The sequence below is a fragment of the Pseudomonas japonica genome, assembly GCF_900188455.1.
In the GTDB taxonomy this organism is placed as follows: Bacteria; Pseudomonadota; Gammaproteobacteria; order Pseudomonadales; family Pseudomonadaceae; genus Aquipseudomonas; species Aquipseudomonas japonica.
In genome coordinates, this window is record NZ_FZOL01000016.1 from 125828 (window position 1) to 141908 (window position 16081).

Here is a 16081-nt window from a genome sequence, read left to right on the forward strand (position 1 = left end):
GGCTTTTCAGGTTCTTCTCATGACTGCTTGCGCGCGAACCTCCGGCGCAGCAGCGCATCCGCACTGAGCGTTCCGGCACCCTTCAAGACCAGCGGCAGCAAGGCCACCAGGTAGATCAGCGGCAGCTTGTAGTTGCCGAAGCCATGGTCGGTGATCGTGTAACCCTGGGCCAGCTCGCTCAAGGTCGTCCATTGCGCCGGCCAGTGGACCGCGGCGATCGCGACCACGGTCAGCACGACCAGGGCGGCGCACGCCAGGCGGGCACCCAGCCCCAGCAACAGCAGCAGCGGCGCGATCAGCTCGGCCCACATCGACACCTGCCAGTCGAAGCCTGGCGAAAAGTGGTTGAAGGGGAAGGGGAAGTTCGCGTGGATCTGTTCGAACCAGTTGTCGCCATGCCATTTTTCCAGGCCTGACTCGAAGAACTCCCAGGCCAGGAACAGTCGTAGCGGGATGTCCCAGGCACAGGCTGAGAGGCGGTCGAGCAGGGGCAAGGTGGTGGTGATCGGATTCGGGGTAGACAGGCTCATGGTGACCTCATAGGCAAGAGTGTCAGCCGACGGCAAGGCCGGCTGGCGATTCGTGGAGGGGACGAAGTCCGCGCGCGGCGCGCGGGAGGCCATGGTGTCAACGGTGCTTGTCCGGGATATGTCGGGAAAAGCGCACCGTGTATCACTCTGTAGGTGATCAGGGGCGTCATTCCACGGCGATCCCGCCGCGCACCACCCTGGTTTTTGAAGTCGCTGATTTTTTTGCAGATTTTCTGCAAGACAAAGGTTGACAGCTACAGCCAAGTGCGTAGAATGCCGCCCCACGACAGGCACATAGCTCAGTTGGTTAGAGCACCACCTTGACATGGTGGGGGTCGTTGGTTCGAGTCCAATTGTGCCTACCAAACATCGTGAAGAAGGGCGATCCGCAAGGATCGCCCTTTTTTAATTCCCGCCTTCCACGCCGTCTCCGATCCCGTCACGACGTAAAGTGACGTGGGCCATTTCGATAATGCGCATATCGAATGTTCCCCAGGAGGCTGTCTCGATGTTCCCGGACCACGCGCTATCGCCACGCCCAGCCAACGGCTGGAGACATCGCCCATGATGCACCAGGGTTGGTTGTTCCTCGCTCTGCAGGGGCTGATCCTGCTGGTGCTGGTGGTGCAGTATCTGCAAAGCAGCAAGCTGTGGCGCGTGCTGGACCACTGGCAGGCCGTCACCGGCGAGCGCCAGCGGCGGACCTGGTGGCAGACCGAAGAAAACCGCGAGCTGAAGCTGGCGCTGCACGCCGAAAAGGCCCGTGCGGACCAATTGCAGTGCCTGCTGGATGAGTTGCAGGCACTGCAACCGTCAAGGCCGGCCCCTGGCAGCCTCGATGCGTGGGTGGAGCCGGCTCACGCCGGATCGTAGGCCTTGGCCGCGCGGCGCAGGGTATCGGCGATCTGCTCGCGCAGGGCCGCCGGCTCGCGGACCACGAAGGCATCGCCCAGGGACAGGATCCACCAGTGCAGTTGCCACGAGTTGGTGACCGTCGCGCTGAGCTGGAAGCCCTGTTCCAGGGGCTCCAGCAGCATGTCGGTGCTCAGGGGCGTTTCGCGGATCAAGCGCGCCTGACGCTCGCTGACCCAGGCCTGCAGACGAATCTTCTCCGGTGTGCCGAACTGCAGGGCGTCGCTCGCCAGGTACGCCTGCAAGTCGAAAGACTCCAGCCCCTGGCAAGGCGAATCGAGCACCGTGGTGGTACGGAAGCGATGCACCGCGAACTGACGGACATCGGTGTAGGGGGCGGCGGTGGCGATCAGGTAGGTGATCAGCCCGCGCTGGACGATGGCCAGCGGGTTGAGGGTCAGTTCACTGAGCTTGTCGAAGTGCGCCGAATAATACTGGCAGCGCACCTGGCGCTCGCTGATCAGCGCGTGCTGCAGTGCTTCCAGCTGCTCGGCCTGGATTTCCGGGGCGCGCAGGTTGAAATCCGGGCGCACGCTGGCGACCTTGTCCGGCCAGCGCGCGGCCGGATTGCCGTCGCCCAGCCCTTTGAGTTTGCGTCGGGCATGCTCGAAACGCGGCTCCAGCACGCTCAGCATGCTGCCGGGCAGCAGCGGGCGCACCGCATCCTCGACCAGGGCGAGGCTGACCGCTTCGGTCAGGGTGATCCCCTGCAGCTCGACGTTGACACCGGGCTTCCAGTACCAGCCGAACGGCGTGCCGCTGTCGTTGCACTGCAACGGGAAGACCAGCGACAGGTCGCGCAGGTCGCGCTCGATGCTGCGCCGGCTGATGTTGTAGCCCGCGGCGATCAGGCGCGTCAGCAGTTCGGTCACGGTGATGCCGGGGGCGCGTTTGGGCAGCTGTTGCAGCAGTTCCCATTGTCGATTCAACGCGCTGTGGGTCTTGGCGGAAGGCAAAAGAATCATCCTTGTTGAGAAAAGGCTGGCCTTTGGCTAGCAATAAAAGGCCCGCCAGCCTATCGGCGGCGGACCGGCAATCTTTAGTGGGTCCACTGGCGAAAGCCGATGGGGCGTTGCTCCGCGCCGGGCTTCAGGCGGCATTCGGCGAGCAGCGCGGCGGCCAGTTCGTCGGCGCTGGTGAAGGGGCGAAAGCGTCCGCGACGGGCCACCGCGGCGAAATCCCCCGGGGTCAGGCAGGTTTCGCCGCGCAGGCGACTGGCGGCGCGCTCTTGCGGATCCTTGAGGGCCAACGCCTTGAGGTGGGCGTCGAACAGGGTGCGGACCTGAGCGGGCGCCAGATAGCCGAAATGCACCTTGAGGTCGAAACGGCGCAGGGAGGCTTCATCCAGATCGACGATCAGGTTGGTCGAGGCAATGAACAGTCCCCGGTAGCTCTCCATCTGCGTGAGCATTTCGTTGACCGCGGTGACCTCCCAGCTCTGCCGGGCCTTGCGCCGGTCCTGGAGAAAGCTGTCGACTTCGTCGAGCAGGAGCACGGCGTCTTCCTGGCGTGCCCGTTCGAAGGTGTCCGCCAGGTTCTTCTCCGTGCTGCCCACGTAGGGCGACACCAGGTCGGACACCCGTTTCACCATCAGCGGCTTGTCCAGTTCCTGCGCCAGCCAGTGGCCGAACGCGGTCTTGCCGGTGCCCGGCGGGCCATAGAAGCACAGACGTGCCTGGGGCCAGGCGCGCAGTCCGTCCACCAGACCGTCGAGGGCCAGGTCGGCATTGATCCACTGCGGCGAGTAGAACGTCGGCAACGTGGGCTCCTGGCTCGGCAGTTTCTCGAAGCCCTGGGCTTTCAGCGTGCCGTCGACGATGCAGCGGATGGTCTGGTCCAGCGCCTTGCCGGCCCGGGGCGAGACGCTGCGTCCGACCCGCACGGCGCGTGCGAGCACGGCCGGGGTCATCTGTTCGTGGGCGCAGAGGTGTTCCACCAGGTCCTCGCCCAGCCGGTCGCCGCTGCATTCGCGCAGCATCTGCCGGCGCTGCGCCAGGGGCGGGTTCGGCACTTCGATGACCAGGTCGAAGCGGCGCACGTGGGCGGCGTCGATTTCCTCGATGCTGTTGCTCAGCCAGAAACACGGCAGGCTGTTCTCTTCCAGCATGCGGTTGATCCAGCCTTTTTGCGTGCGGCTGCCGGCCTCGCTGCTGGCGGTGTGGAAGATGTCTTCGATCTCGTCGAGCACCAGCAGGGCGCGTTGCGAGTGCAGCACGCTGTTGGCCGCGCGCAGGGAGCAGAGGCGCTGCATGGCCAGGACCGGATCGCCCTGGCGGTCGGTGCAGGCCACTTCATACAGCGCGCAGCCGAGGTTCTTCGCCAGCAGCCGGCTCAGTTGGGTCTTGCCGGTGCCGGGCGGCCCGTAGAGCAGGATGTTGACGCCTTGGCGACCCTGGCCGAGGGATTTTTCCAGATAGCGTTCGGCGATGGCCAGGGGCTGGCGGATATGCCCGTAGTGCTCCGCGCCCAGGCTGCCAGGCGGGCTCTGGCGAAAGGCGTAGGCGAACAGATCCAGCGGGCGGCCCTTGCTGAAGCGCAGCAGGCCGGGCAGTTCCGGGTTGCTCACCGACAGCATCGAGCTCAGGGCCATGGCCGCGCGGCTGCTGGTGCAGAGCTCCAGCAGGCCGCTGCGCATCAGTGGACTGGCGTGGCCGAGGCAGGTCTCGACCTTGGCCAGCGGCAGGCCGAGCAGGACCGAGAGCGCTTTCATCGCGCGATTGAGGCCGAGCATGCCCAACTGGTCGGTGGCATCGCTGAGGGTCGGGTCGCAGTGCATCAGCACGCAGAAGCCGAGTATCTGCAGGTCCGCTTCGCTCAGGCCGAGCAAGCTTCCCAGGGCTTCGAGGTTGTTGCCCAGGTTGTCCGGGTACTCCGCCCGCAGGTGTGCGCTGGCGAAGCTGCGGGCGTTGCGGCGCAGTGCCGCCAGTGCCTGCGTGGCATTGTAGTCGTCGCCGTCCACCCACTTTTCCAGGCCCAGTTCACGGGCCAGGTCATCGTCGTTCAGGCCATGGCGGCAGATGAAGGTGCGATGCCCGCCCAGGTCCAGAAGCAGCTGGTAGCTCCACTTCAGGGACAGTGCGCAAGTGTCGACAGCGCGGTGGCTGCCATGGGCGAAGGGGCTGATGTGACGACCCATACCGGTCTCCTCGAAGTTGTGCGGCGCACAGGATGAGGGAGGGGGTGGTCAGGATGTGTCGTCGTTGGCGGGCTGGCGCTGCGTGATGGACGAAAAAGGGCGGCCCCTGCGGGTCGCCCTTTTTTCTTCGCCTTGGCACAGGGAGCGTGTCGCGCCCGGCACTCAGGGAATGCGAATGATCTCCACACCGCTGCGCACCAGCTCGAAGCGGTCTTCGCCCAGGTGGTTGACCCGGTCGCCGATCGCCAGGCGGTAAGTGGTGATCGGCAATGAGGCGGCGCTTCCATCGGCCTGCAGGGTGGCTTCCTGAAACTCATGCACGGGATAAATGCGTCCTTCAGCGTCCCGCGCATGAAATTGCCCGACCAGTACTGCTGTCATTTTCGTTCAAGGCCTCTGAAAAATGTTCTTCGTCGTCCATAGACCATAGCCCCAAGGGGTAAGTTTTACAGGCCCCGGAAAAAAACCTCACGGCTGGGGGGCATCATCTATAACTACCAATTCCCTTATTCGTACAGGTGCATGTGTCATGAGCCAGGTCTATTCGGTCGCGGTGCTGGTCGGCAGTCTGCGCAAGGCATCCCTCAATCGCAAGGTCGCCCAGGCGCTCGCCGAGCTGGCACCGTCGAGCCTCCAGTTGAAGATCGTCGAGATCGGCGACCTGCCGCTGTACAACGAAGACATCGACAGCGATCCACCGGCCGCTTACAAGGCGTTCCGCGAGCAGGTCAAGGGTAGCGATGCGCTGCTGTTCGTCACTCCGGAATACAACCGTTCGGTGCCGGGCGGGTTGAAGAATGCCATCGACGTGGGGTCGCGTCCCTACGGGCAAAGCGTCTTCAGCGGCAAGCCGGGGGCGGTGATCAGCGTGTCACCCGGCGCGGTGGGCGGCTTTGGCGCCAACCACCATCTGCGCCAGTCGCTGGTGTTCCTCGACGTGCCCTGCATGCAGCAGCCGGAGGCCTATGTGGGTGGGGCGGGGAGCCTCTTCGACGAACAGGGCCGGCTGTCGGAGAAGACCCGGCCGTTCCTGCAGGGGTTCATCGACAGCTTTGCGACGTGGGTGGCGCGGCATCAGGGGTAACCGTATCCGGGGCCGCGCAGCGGCCCCGGAGGGGCTTACACCGACTGCGGCATCTCGCCCGCCGCCAGGCGCCGGTTGATGTCGGCGATCACTTCCGGCAACTCGTTGATCGTATCGATCAGGTAGTGCGGCCGCGAACCTTCGAACATCCCGTGGATGCGCTGGCGCTCGCTGGCCAGGGTCGCGGCATCCAGCGCCCGGTAACCCTCGTAGGTCAGGCCCAGGGCATTGCCCGAGCAGACCAGCGCCACGGTCCACATGCCGGCGCGACGGCCTTCCAGGATCCCCGGAACGGTGTCGTCCACCTTGACGCAGGCGGCGACGTCGTCGATGCCCAGGGCGATCACGTTGGCCAGGGCCTGGGCCGGCCAGGGGCGACCGTTCGGGGTTTCGTCGGTGGCCACCACATGGTCGGCGACATAGCCGTTCTTTTCGGCCAGCTCCACCACCTTGTCCATCACCACTTTCGGGTAGCCGGAGCAGGAGCCGATCTTCAGGCCGTCGCCGCGCAGGCGGGTGATGGTGTCCAGGGCACCGGGAATCAGCGCCGAATGGGTGGCGATCTTCTCGATCTGCAGCGGCATGAAACGTTCGTAGATGGCGGTGACGTCAGCGTCGCTCGGCGCGCGGCCGAAGACCTTGCGGTAGCGCTCGGCGATCCGCGGCTGGTCGCACAGGGTGCGGATATGGTCCCACTTGCCCATGCCCATCGGGCCGCGCGCCTCGTCGATGGAGACCTCGACGTCGAACTCGGCGAAGGCCTCGACGAAGATCTGGGTCGGGGCGAAGGAGCCGAAGTCGACCATGGTGCCGGCCCAGTCGAGAATCGCCGCCTGCAGGTGTTTCGGGTTGTTGTAGTTCATGTGAAAGCGTTCCTGTAGCAATTCGAGGGGGACTTCAGATTTCCGTGACGTTCATTTCGCCCAGCACCTGGGCCACCGCATCCACCGCGGCGCGCATGCCGTCCGGGTCGACGCAGCCGATGCAGCCGACACGGAAGGTCTCGACCTCGGTCAGCTTGCCCGGATAGAGGATGTAGCCCTTGGCCTTGACCCGCTCGTAGAAGTCCTTGAACTGGTAGCGGCTGTCCCGCGGGGCATGGAAGGTGACGATGATCGGTGCCTGGATCCCGGCGTCGAGGAAACTGCGGAAACCGAGCGCGGCCATGGCTTCCAGCAAGGCCACGCAGTTTTCGGCGTAGCGCTGCTGGCGCGCGGCCAGGCCACCTTCCTCGTGGTATTGCCGCAGGGCTTCATGCAGGGCGGCGACCACATGGGTCGGCGGGGTGAAGCGCCATTGCCCGGTCTTGCTCATGTAGGCGTGCTGGTCGTGCAGGTCCATGGCCAGCGAATGGCTGTTGCCTTCGGCGGCGGCCAGGGCGTGCTTTTCGGCGAAGACGAAACCCATGCCCGGTACGCCTTCCAGGCATTTGCCGGAGGCGGCGATCAGGGCCGTGAAAGGCACCTTGGCGGCATCGATCGGCAGGGCGCCGAACGAGCTCATGGCGTCGATGATCAGATGCTTGCCATGGCGAGCGACGACCTCGGCGATTTCCGCCAGCGGGTTGAGGATGCCGGTGCTGGTTTCGCAGTGGATCAGGGCGACATGGGTCACGCGCGGGTCGGCGCGCAGCAGGTCGTCGACCGCGGCGGCGGTGGTCGGTTGGTCCTCGGCGGTCTGGAAGGTGCTGAAGTCGCGGCCCAGCACCTTGCAGATCTTCGCCAGGCGCTGGCCATAGGCACCGTTGATCAGCACCAGGACCTTGCCGTCGCGCGGCACCAGGGTGCCGATCGCCGCTTCCACGGCGAAGGTGCCGCTGCCCTGCAGGGGCACGCACTGGTGGCTGGCGTGGCCGTTGACGATGCCCAGCAGTTGCTCGCACAGGCTCGCGGTCAGCTGGTTGAAGTCGCGGTCCCATGAGCCCCAGTCGGTCAGCATCGCGTTGCGGGTGCGTGCCGAGGTGGTCAGGGGGCCTGGAGTCAGCAGGAGCGGGGCATTACTCATTGCGGTGTTCCTCACGGCGGTGGGCAGAATCTATGGCCGCTACGTTGCAATTCCGTGAGCCATCAATCAAATTGTTTGTCGTTATGCCAGCCATAAGTCAGGCCGATAGATATGAACCTGTTCCAGCTCCGTGCCTTCGATGCCGTCGCCCGCGAAGGCAGCTTCACCCGCGCCGCCGAGCGCCTGTTCATCAGCCAGCCGGCGGTGACCGGGCATGTCAAGGCGCTGGAGGAGCACTACCAGATCACCCTGTTGCGGCGTACCGCGCGGCGGGTCGAACTGACCGAGGAGGGCACGCGCCTGGCGGCGATCACCCGCGCGCTGTTCAGCCTCGCCGAGGAAGCCCAGGCCATGCTCGAAGCCAACCGGCAGTTGCTCACCGGGCGTCTGGAAGTGGCCGCGGACGGTCCGCACCGGGTCATGCCGATGCTGGCGCAACTGCGCGAGCGCTATCCGGGGATCACCGTCAACCTGCGCCTGGGCAATGCCCAGGAAACCCTGGCGGCGCTGCTCTCCGAGCATGCCGACGTGGCCGTGCTGACCGAGGTCGAGCCGCGCAAGGGCCTCTACCTGCAGGCCCTGCAGCCGTCGCGGATCTGCGCCTTGCTGCCGGTGGCGCACCCCTGGGCCGCCAGTGCCGGCGAGTTGTCCCTGGCCGACCTGGACAAGCAGATCATGGTGCTGCGCGAACCCAGCTCGATCACCCGACGTACCTTCGACCTGGCCTGCGCCGAGGCCCGCGTGCAGCCGCGGGTGGTGCTGGAGCTCGACAGCCGCGAGGCGGTGACCGAGGCGGTGGCGGCGCAACTGGGCATCGGCATCGTCTCCTCGGCCGAGCTGGGCCATGACCCACGGGTACTGGCGCGGCCCATCGCGGGCGGCGGGCTGGTCAACCAGCACATGCTCGGCTGCCTGGAGCGACGGCGCGAATTGCGCCTGATCCAGGCGTTCCTCGATCTGGCGCCGCAGGCATGACGCCGCCTAAGATGCCGCTCAGCGAACTGCAAGGCGAAACCCTGTTGAACACGGCGAAAGACACCATCTCCATGCAACTGGTGCGCGAGGCGCTGTTGCAGAGTTGCCCGCCGGGCGTGGCGACGATCGAGGTACTGACCCGCGTCGGCATCGACCCCGCGCACCTGGAGCAGCCCGCGGCCCGCGTTGCCGCCAGTGCCTACGCGCGGCTCTGGCGCCTGCTGGCGCGGCGCTGCAACGACGAATTCTTCCGCATGGATCCACGCGGTCTGCGCAGCGGCAGCCTGGCCTTCCTCTGCCGCTCGTCCATGGCCCAGCCCACGGTGGGGGCGGCGCTGGCCTCGGCGCTGGAGTTCCTCTGCCTGATGTTCGACGACCTGCAGCCGCATTTGGTGCGCCAGCAGAGCCTGGCCGAGATCGTCATCGGCGAGCCGCGCGAGGAACCGCGGCGACCGTTCACCTACTTCACCTTCTGGATGATCGTCCACGGCGTGGCCTGCTGGCTGGCCGGACGGCGGATCCCGATCCTGGCCATCGAACTGCGCTGCGTCGAGCCGGATTTCTGCGACGACTACCGGGTGATGTTCTCGCAGAACCTGCAGTTCGCCCGGCCGCGCACGCGGATGATCTTCGCCGCCGACTGCCTCGACCTGCCGGTGCGGCGCAGCACCGAGGAGCTGCAACGCTTTCTCGCTCAGGCGCCGGGCAACATCCTGGTCAAGTACCGCGACCCGGACAGCCTGGCGCGGCGGATCAAGGACGACCTGCGCCAGCGTCCCGCGGCGCAGTGGCCGGAAACCGAGGCCCTGGCCCAGAGCCTGTGCATTTCCGCCTCGACCCTGCGCCGCCGCCTGGCCGACGAAGGCCAGACCTACCAGGCGCTGAAGGACAGCGTGCGCAAGGAACTGGCCATCGGCTGGCTGGCACAGCCGGAGCTCAGCTTCGCCGAGATCGCCGAACGCCTCGGCTTCGCCGACGTCAGCTCGTTCCACAAGGCCTTTCGCAAATGGTCGGGGAGCAATCCGGGGCATTACCGCACGCTGGTCCTGGCCAACGCCTGAACCCCGGACCGGGAGGCCTGGCCGCGCGCGGCGCGGCTTCCCGCTGCTCACCGGTACGCGGCCCTGCCTAGGCTGCCGGCTCTTCACACCGAGGAGCCTCGCTCATGACCGATTCAACCCCCAACGCGCCGCTGGATGACCGGCTGGCGCTCGATCGCTTCATCGCCGGCAATGCCCCCGACTGGCTCAAGGACGCTTCCATCGAGGAGCTGGACGAGCTCAAAAGCAGCCTCGCCACTCATCAGCGCTGCCAGGCCCGGGTCGGCACACTGCTGGCCGCACTGCAGGCGCCGGATGCCTTCGCGTTGCCGCGTCTGACCGCTGCCCTGCGCCCGCTCGGCTGCGATCCGCAAACGCCGCGGGCGCTATGGCGGGAAGTGCGTCTGCGCGTGGAGTTTTCCCCGTTCCGCGTCACCGAAGTCGATCTGCCGGTGTTCCGTTACTACCCGGTGGACACCGAGCTGTTGCCACGGCTGTTGCAGAACTTCAGCGCGGAACAGGCCGGCGCGGGCTTCTACTATCCGGGTGCGGGTGTCGTCGAGGATGGCCGGCTGCTTGCCTGCGCGCCCGCGCGGCTGGCTGCGGCGTGTCGCGCGCTGGACCTGGGCGGCCAGTACCAGCGGCATCTGGACGAGGTGCTGACGCCGCGCGATGCGCAAGCGCGCCAGGAGGTCCTCGACCTGCTCGCCGCCGACCGCCGCGCGACCCTGGTGGCCCAGGCCCGCTGCGCCTATCTCAAGGGCGATATCGATGCCGATGCCCAGCAGCTGTTGCTGGATTTCGCCGCCGACGGCCCGACGCCGTCTCATGTGCGCTGCTGCACCTTGCAGTTGTTCGGTTTCAGCGTGCCCGGGGCGATGCTGCTGGAGATCGCCGGCACGGCGCCGACCCTGGCCGGGCAGCGCCTGTTGCATCTGCCCGGCGACCCGCTCAAGCCCGTGCGCCAGTTCCCGTCGTCGAGCCTGCTCAACGACGAACTGGCCACCGACCTGCGCTACGAGCGCTACGTGGAGTTTTTCACCCGTCAACTGGAGCGCGACGACCGCCTGAGCTTTCTCGGCAAGCTGCGTTCCGCCATGACGCAGGTGCGACCGCAGTTGCAGGCCCAGGGGCTGGCCAGTACCGGTGATTCCTTCGCGGGTCTGGCCCGCCGGCAGATCGAGCGGATCAAGAGCGATGCCGCCCTGTTGCTGGTGCCCACCGCCAGCATCGACCAGGTCGTGCACCGCCAGCGGGTCCAGGCCCTGGAGTCGGCCGGGTTGACCGTGGTCAGCGTGCTGGCCTCGTTCATCCCCGGGGTGGGCGAGCTGATGCTGGTGGGGCTGGTCAAGGACCTGCTGTCGGAGGTCTACGAAGGGGTTGTCGACTGGAGCCACGGCCAGCGTGAGGAGGCCCTCGGGCACCTGCTCGGCGTGGTCGGCAATCTCACCCTCAGCGCAGTGGTCGCGGGCGGCTCGACGCTGGCCCTGCGCGAACTGCGCCGCAGCGCGTTCGTCGACAACCTGCTGCCGGTCAGTCGCGAGGCCGCCGCGCCACGTCTCTGCGCGCCCGATCATGGGCGCTACCGGGCGCCGCTGACCCTGGCCTCGGCAAGCGGTGCCGACGGGCTGCTGAGTGAGCAGGGGCGACACTGGTGGCGCTGCGACGAGCAGCTTTTCGAAGTGCGCCAGGCGTCCATCAGCGAGCGCTGGCGCATCGTCCATCCGTCCCGGCCGCGGGCCTGGACGCCGGAGCTGACGGGCAATGGCGATGGCGCCTGGTGGCATGCCGGCGAGCACCCGCTGCAATGGCAGGGCAGCGCCTATCTGCTGCGTCGCCTCGGTCCGCGCAGCGAAGGGCTGTCCGCCACGTTGTGCGAGCAGGCGGCGCTGATCTGTGGCTATGACCAGGCGCGCCTGCGCGGGTTGCTGGTGGAACGCCGGCCGATGCCGGTGGCGCTGGTGCAGGTGCTGGACGACTTCCGCCTGCAGGCGCGCATCACCCGCTTTTTCACGCAACTGGCCGACGGCACGGCGGCGCCAGCGCTGGATCAGGAACTGTGTACCGCCGCGCGACAACTGCTGGTGCAGGCGCCTGCGGTGGGCGACGAACGGCTGGCCTGGCGAGCCGCCGAGCAGTCCCTGGGCGGCGCGTTGTTCGAACATTTCGCCGCCGCCACGACGCCGTCCCTGGACGCGCAGGGCCTGAAACTGCAGCGCGCGTTTCCCGCGCTGCCCGGGCCTTTCGTCCAGTCGTTGCTCGACGCGGCCGAGGTCAGCGCGCGCGCGGATGGCCGGATTCCCCTGGCGCTTCAGGAGCAGGCCCGCGACAGCGTGCGCGAGGTACGCATCCTGCGCGCGCTGGAAGGCCTGTATCTGGACGCGCGCTGCGCCGGCGATACGGTGCGCATGGTGTTTTCCCTGTTCCGGCAACTGCCGCGCTGGCCGCGAGGATTGTCCTTCGAACTGCGCGAAGGCGCGTTCGAGGGACCGGTGCTGGAGCGCCTGTTGCCGACGCCCGACGCCCGCGAGATGCGGGTGCTGGTCGGCACCCGGGGACGTTACGCGGCATTCGACGGGCAGGGCGGGGCGTTGGGCGACGCCTCGGTCAGCCTGTTCCAGGCACTGGTCGACGGCCTCGGCGCGACGCATTGCGCGACCCTGGGGTACGCGGGTGACAACCCCGCGACCGCGCTGCGGGCAATGCTGCGCGAACAGGCCAGTGCCGATCGCGAGCGCTTGCCCGGTTTGCTCGGCATGAGCGTGCGTCCGGGTACTTTCCGCGCGCCGCGGCGCTTCGCCGATGGACGCCTGGGCTATCCCCTCAGCGGCCGCGGCCTGCCCGGCCGGACCACGCTGACCGGCATGGTGCGCAACCTGTATCCGGGCTTCAACGACCTGGAGGCCAGCGTCTGGCTGGACGAGTTGCACCAGCAGCATGGCGACCCCATGAGTGAACTGCTGCGCCTGCAGGACAGCTTGCGCAGTCTCGATCGGACCCTGGCGCGCTGGCAGCAGGAAACCTCCCTGGCCGGGCGTTCCGCACGGCGTCGGGTCGCCGATGAAATACGCCGCTGCTGGTGCCGGCAGACACCTCCGGTATGCGATGTCGATGGCCGCATCATCGGTTATCGGCTGCGCCTCGGCCGTTCCCAGGTCGGTAATCTGCCCGAGTTGCCGGACTCGGTCGATTTCGCCCATGTGGTCGATCTGGTCCTGTCCGGCTCCGGCCAGTGGCGGCGGCTCGACGGCTTCCTGCGCCGTTTCACGCGTCTGCGCTGGCTTGACCTCGGGCAGAATGGTTGCAGCGAAATGCCGTCGGCGCTGGCGAGCATGACGCAGTTGCGGGAGTTGTACCTGGACGGCAACAACATCCACCTCAGCCATGCCGGCCAGGCCACGCTGTCCACCCTGACGCGGCTGGAGGTGCTCAACCTGGATCGCAATCCGCTGGGGCGCGTGCCCGATGTCAGCCACTTGCCGCGCCTGCGCCGCCTGAGCCTGCGTGGCACGGGCATTCGGGCCTTGCCGGAGGGCCTGCCGAGCCGGCCGTTCCTGGAACTGGCCGACCTGCGCGGCAACCAGTTGAGCCTGCTGCCGGAGGCGTTCTTCAGTGCCCCGGCGCGGATCCGCAGCGCCACGGTGCTGTTCGGCAATCCCTTGCGCGACGAGGTGCGCGAGCGCCTGTGGCAGGCCGGCGAGGCGGATGGCCTGGCGGCGTCGGCACTGGAGCCGGACGGCGTGCGCGAGCAATGGCTGGCCGGCATGCACGACACCCTGCTGCGCGAGCGTGACGAACAGTGGCAGGGCCTGCGTGGCGAGCCGGGTTCGCAGGGGTTCTTCAGCCTGCTCGGCAATCTTCTCGACACCGCCGACTATCGCCTGGCGCCGGCGCATCTGCAGGAGCGGGTATGGCAGATGATCGGCGCGGCGGTGGAGAGCAGCGTGCTGCGCGAGTCGCTGTTCGAACTGGCGAACGCACCGACTACCTGCATCGACAGCGTGTCGTCCGCCTTCAGCGTGCTGGACGTGCGTCTGCAGGTGAGCCTGGCCCGGACCCGGGTGCCGGACGGTGAGCAGGGCGCGGCGCTGTTGGCCTTCGCCCGGCGCCTGTTCCGCCTGGACCGGGTCGAACAGTTCGCCCGCCAGGTCATCACCCAGCGCCAGACGCTCGGGCAGACGGTCGACGAGGTGGAGGTGAGCCTGGCGTTTCGCGTGCGCCTGGCCGACGCCCTGGCCTTGCCCGGGCAACCCCGGCACATGCAGTTCGGCGATATCGCCGCGGTGTCCGAACAGGACCTGAAGCGTGCGAAGGACACGGTCGAAACGGCGGAGGGCAGCCCCGCGCTGGCGGATTTCATCGCCCGCCAGGACTTCTGGCTCGAGCATCTGCGCGAGCGGCATGCGGTGGACTTCAGGCGCGTCGAAGGGCAATTCTGGGACCGTCTCGAACGCCTGTGCGAGCAACGCGATCAACTGGCCGAGGGCGATTACCTGCAACGTATGAACCAGCTTGGCGCCGAGCGTGAGACGGCCCTGCACGAACAGGCCCGTCGCCTCACCGAAGAGGCCTTGCAGCCCCCTGAAAACCCTTGATCCAGAAGCCCCGCGCCGGCGGCCAATGGCCAAACCAGTCATCCAGATTGACAGCTTTGACCATTGCCGCCGGGCGGCACCGGGGTGACTATTTCCAGACCTTCGAATTCCTTCCAACAATAACAACCGGGGAGTCTGGCGAATGCGTGATTACAGCGCGGCGGCACGTACCTTCAACTATCCACAGGCGGCCGAGGCGGCCCTGGCCGGCAGCCTGGAGGCGCTCAACGCCTGCGTCGAATGCTGCGACCGGCATGCCGACGGCGAGGCCGTGGCCCTGTACTGGGAAGGCCGTGACGGGCAGAGCGCGGCTTACCGTTTCAGCGAGCTGCGCGAGCGCGCCACGCGCTTCGCCAACGTTCTCGCCGCCCAGGGCGTCGGCCCGGGCGACCGGGTCGCCGGCCTGTTGCCGCGCACCGTCGAACTGCTGGTCACGGTCCTCGCCACCTGGCGTCTCGGTGCCGTGTACCAGCCGCTGTTCACCGCCTTCGGACCCAAGGCCATCGAGCACCGTGTGCATGCTTCCGGGGCCAAGGTGCTGGTCACCGATGCGCAAAACCGGGTCAAGCTGGACGAGGTCGAGCACTGCCCGACCATCATCTGCGTGAACGCCCGTCAGGGCAGTGGCGATCTGGATTTCCATACCGTACTGAATGCCGCCGCGGCCGATCGCGAGCCGGTGCTGCTCAGTGGCGAGGCGCCATTCCTGCTGATGTTCACCTCCGGTACCACCGGCCCGGCCAAGCCGCTGGAAGTGCCGCTGCGGGCGATCGTCGCCTTCCAGGGCTACATGCGCGATGCCATCGACCTGCGTCCCGAGGACGCCTTCTGGAACCTCGCCGATCCGGGCTGGGCCTACGGCCTGTACTACGCGGTGACCGGCCCGCTGTCCCTGGGCCACGCCACCACCTTCTTCGACGGGCCGTTCAGTGTGGAAAGCACCTGCCGGGTCATCGACAAGTACCGCATCACCAACCTGGCCGGCTCGCCCACCGCCTACCGCATGCTGATCGCCGCCGGCGCAGCGTTCTCGGCGCCGATCAAGGGCCGCCTGCGGGCGGTCAGCAGCGCCGGCGAGCCGCTCAACCCCGAAGTGATCCGCTGGTTCCGCGAGGAACTGGAGGTCACCATCCACGACCACTACGGGCAGACCGAACTGGGCATGGTCCTGTGCAATCACCATGGCCTGGAGCATCCGGTGCACCTGGGCTCGGCCGGTTACGCGATTCCCGGTCACCGCATCGTCGTGCTCGACGAGCAGCACCAGGAGCTGCCCGCCGGCCAGCCGGGGATTCTCGCGGTCGACCGCGAGCAGTCGCCGCTGTGCTGGTTCGGCGGTTATCACGGCCTGCCGACCAAGGCATTCGCCGGCAAGTACTACCTCAGCGGCGACACCGTCGAGCTGAACCCGGACGGCAGCATCAGCTTCGTCGGACGCAGCGACGATGTGATCACCACCTCCGGCTACCGGGTCGGCCCGTTCGATGTGGAAAGCGCGCTGATCGAGCACCCGGCGGTGGTCGAGGCGGCGGTGATCGGCAAGCCCGATCCGGAGCGCACCGAACTGATCAAGGCCTTCGTCGTTCTCGGCACCGGCCACACCGGCAGCGACGAACTGGCCGAAACCCTGCGCCAGCATGTCCGTCAGCGCCTCTATGCCCACGCCTACCCGCGTGAAATCGAATTCGTCAGCGAGCTGCCCAAGACCCCGAGCGGCAAGCTGCAGCGTTTCATCCTGCGCAACCAGGAAATCGCCCTTCAACAAGCCGCGCACGCCCACAAGGCCAGCGCCTGAGGAACCTCAC

The 16081-nt window shown here is 67.2% G+C and carries 12 protein-coding genes and 1 tRNA gene; 7 read left to right on the plus strand and 6 right to left on the minus strand.

The window, feature by feature from the left end:
- Nucleotides 1-17: 17 nt before the first annotated feature.
- Nucleotides 18-530 (minus strand): HvfX family Cu-binding RiPP maturation protein, encoded by a 513-nt coding sequence (locus CHB99_RS29825; RefSeq protein ID WP_042128293.1) that lies wholly within the window; start codon nucleotides 528-530, stop codon nucleotides 18-20.
- Nucleotides 531-818: 288 nt separating this feature from the next.
- On the opposite strand from CHB99_RS29825, the gene CHB99_RS19315 reads away from it, so the two are divergent.
- Together CHB99_RS19315 and CHB99_RS19320 are read left to right on the plus strand one after the other, a co-directional pair.
- Nucleotides 819-895 (plus strand) — tRNA-Val (locus CHB99_RS19315).
- A gap of 199 nt (nucleotides 896-1094) precedes the next feature.
- Nucleotides 1095-1403 (plus strand): hypothetical protein, encoded by a 309-nt coding sequence (locus tag CHB99_RS19320; RefSeq protein WP_042128295.1) that lies wholly within the window; start codon nucleotides 1095-1097, stop codon nucleotides 1401-1403.
- On the opposite strand, the gene CHB99_RS19325 is transcribed toward CHB99_RS19320, so the two are convergent.
- The 3 genes from CHB99_RS19325 to CHB99_RS19335 form a co-directional block, all read right to left on the minus strand.
- On the minus strand, nucleotides 1388-2398 hold the full coding sequence (locus CHB99_RS19325; protein ID WP_042128297.1) for a helix-turn-helix transcriptional regulator: 1011 nt from the start codon (nucleotides 2396-2398) through the stop codon (nucleotides 1388-1390). The genes CHB99_RS19320 and CHB99_RS19325 overlap by 16 nt on opposite strands.
- An 83-nt stretch (nucleotides 2399-2481) precedes the next feature.
- Nucleotides 2482-4578, minus strand: coding sequence for an AAA family ATPase (locus CHB99_RS19330; RefSeq protein ID WP_042128298.1), 2097 nt, complete (start codon nucleotides 4576-4578; stop codon nucleotides 2482-2484).
- 162 nt (nucleotides 4579-4740) lie between these two features.
- Nucleotides 4741-4959: a hypothetical protein gene (locus CHB99_RS19335; RefSeq protein ID WP_042128300.1), complete on the minus strand. Its 219-nt coding sequence runs from the start codon at nucleotides 4957-4959 to the stop codon at nucleotides 4741-4743.
- Between the two features lie 148 nt (nucleotides 4960-5107).
- On the opposite strand from CHB99_RS19335, the gene CHB99_RS19340 reads away from it, so the two are divergent.
- Nucleotides 5108-5662: an NADPH-dependent FMN reductase gene (locus CHB99_RS19340; RefSeq protein WP_042128303.1), complete on the plus strand. Its 555-nt coding sequence runs from the start codon at nucleotides 5108-5110 to the stop codon at nucleotides 5660-5662.
- Nucleotides 5663-5697: 35 nt separating this feature from the next.
- Here the strand turns inward: CHB99_RS19340 and phnX are convergent, their stop codons facing one another.
- The gene (gene phnX, locus CHB99_RS19345; protein WP_042128305.1) at nucleotides 5698-6525 is read right to left on the minus strand and encodes a phosphonoacetaldehyde hydrolase; all 828 of its coding nucleotides are present in this window, start codon (nucleotides 6523-6525) and stop codon (nucleotides 5698-5700) included.
- Nucleotides 6526-6559: 34 nt separating this feature from the next.
- Entirely contained in the window at nucleotides 6560-7666 is a 1107-nt protein-coding gene (locus CHB99_RS19350; RefSeq protein ID WP_042128307.1) for a 2-aminoethylphosphonate--pyruvate transaminase, read from the minus strand.
- Nucleotides 7667-7777: 111 nt separating this feature from the next.
- Between CHB99_RS19350 and CHB99_RS19355 the strand changes: the two genes are divergently transcribed.
- The 4 genes from CHB99_RS19355 to CHB99_RS19370 all read left to right on the plus strand — a co-directional run bounded on the left by CHB99_RS19355 (nucleotide 7778) and on the right by CHB99_RS19370 (nucleotide 16071).
- On the plus strand, nucleotides 7778-8641 hold the full coding sequence (locus CHB99_RS19355; protein WP_042128308.1) for a LysR substrate-binding domain-containing protein: 864 nt from the start codon (nucleotides 7778-7780) through the stop codon (nucleotides 8639-8641).
- Complete coding sequence (locus CHB99_RS19360; RefSeq protein WP_245655652.1) at nucleotides 8638-9702, plus strand: AraC family transcriptional regulator; 1065 nt, start codon at nucleotides 8638-8640, stop codon at nucleotides 9700-9702. The genes CHB99_RS19355 and CHB99_RS19360 overlap by 4 nt, the downstream gene beginning before the upstream one ends.
- A 104-nt stretch (nucleotides 9703-9806) precedes the next feature.
- Nucleotides 9807-14276: an NEL-type E3 ubiquitin ligase domain-containing protein gene (locus tag CHB99_RS19365; RefSeq protein WP_042128313.1), complete on the plus strand. Its 4470-nt coding sequence runs from the start codon at nucleotides 9807-9809 to the stop codon at nucleotides 14274-14276.
- Between the two features lie 142 nt (nucleotides 14277-14418).
- Nucleotides 14419-16071: an AMP-binding protein gene (locus CHB99_RS19370; RefSeq protein WP_042128315.1), complete on the plus strand. Its 1653-nt coding sequence runs from the start codon at nucleotides 14419-14421 to the stop codon at nucleotides 16069-16071.
- Nucleotides 16072-16081 lie beyond the last annotated feature (10 nt).

Bases quoted from the DNA above. Each gene is read 5' to 3' on its own strand.
- CHB99_RS29825 (WP_042128293.1), bottom strand. From the start codon at position 530: ATGAGCCTGTCTACCCCGAATCCGATCACCACCACCTTGCCCCTGCTC.
- CHB99_RS19320 (WP_042128295.1), top strand. From the start codon at position 1,095: ATGATGCACCAGGGTTGGTTGTTCCTCGCTCTGCAGGGGCTGATCCTG.
- CHB99_RS19330 (WP_042128298.1), bottom strand. From the start codon at position 4,578: ATGGGTCGTCACATCAGCCCCTTCGCCCATGGCAGCCACCGCGCTGTC.
- CHB99_RS19335 (WP_042128300.1), bottom strand. From the start codon at position 4,959: ATGACAGCAGTACTGGTCGGGCAATTTCATGCGCGGGACGCTGAAGGA.
- CHB99_RS19340 (WP_042128303.1), top strand. From the start codon at position 5,108: ATGAGCCAGGTCTATTCGGTCGCGGTGCTGGTCGGCAGTCTGCGCAAG.
- phnX (WP_042128305.1), bottom strand. From the start codon at position 6,525: ATGAACTACAACAACCCGAAACACCTGCAGGCGGCGATTCTCGACTGG.
- CHB99_RS19350 (WP_042128307.1), bottom strand. From the start codon at position 7,666: ATGAGTAATGCCCCGCTCCTGCTGACTCCAGGCCCCCTGACCACCTCG.
- CHB99_RS19355 (WP_042128308.1), top strand. From the start codon at position 7,778: ATGAACCTGTTCCAGCTCCGTGCCTTCGATGCCGTCGCCCGCGAAGGC.
- CHB99_RS19360 (WP_245655652.1), top strand. From the start codon at position 8,638: ATGACGCCGCCTAAGATGCCGCTCAGCGAACTGCAAGGCGAAACCCTG.
- CHB99_RS19365 (WP_042128313.1), top strand. From the start codon at position 9,807: ATGACCGATTCAACCCCCAACGCGCCGCTGGATGACCGGCTGGCGCTC.
- CHB99_RS19370 (WP_042128315.1), top strand. From the start codon at position 14,419: ATGCGTGATTACAGCGCGGCGGCACGTACCTTCAACTATCCACAGGCG.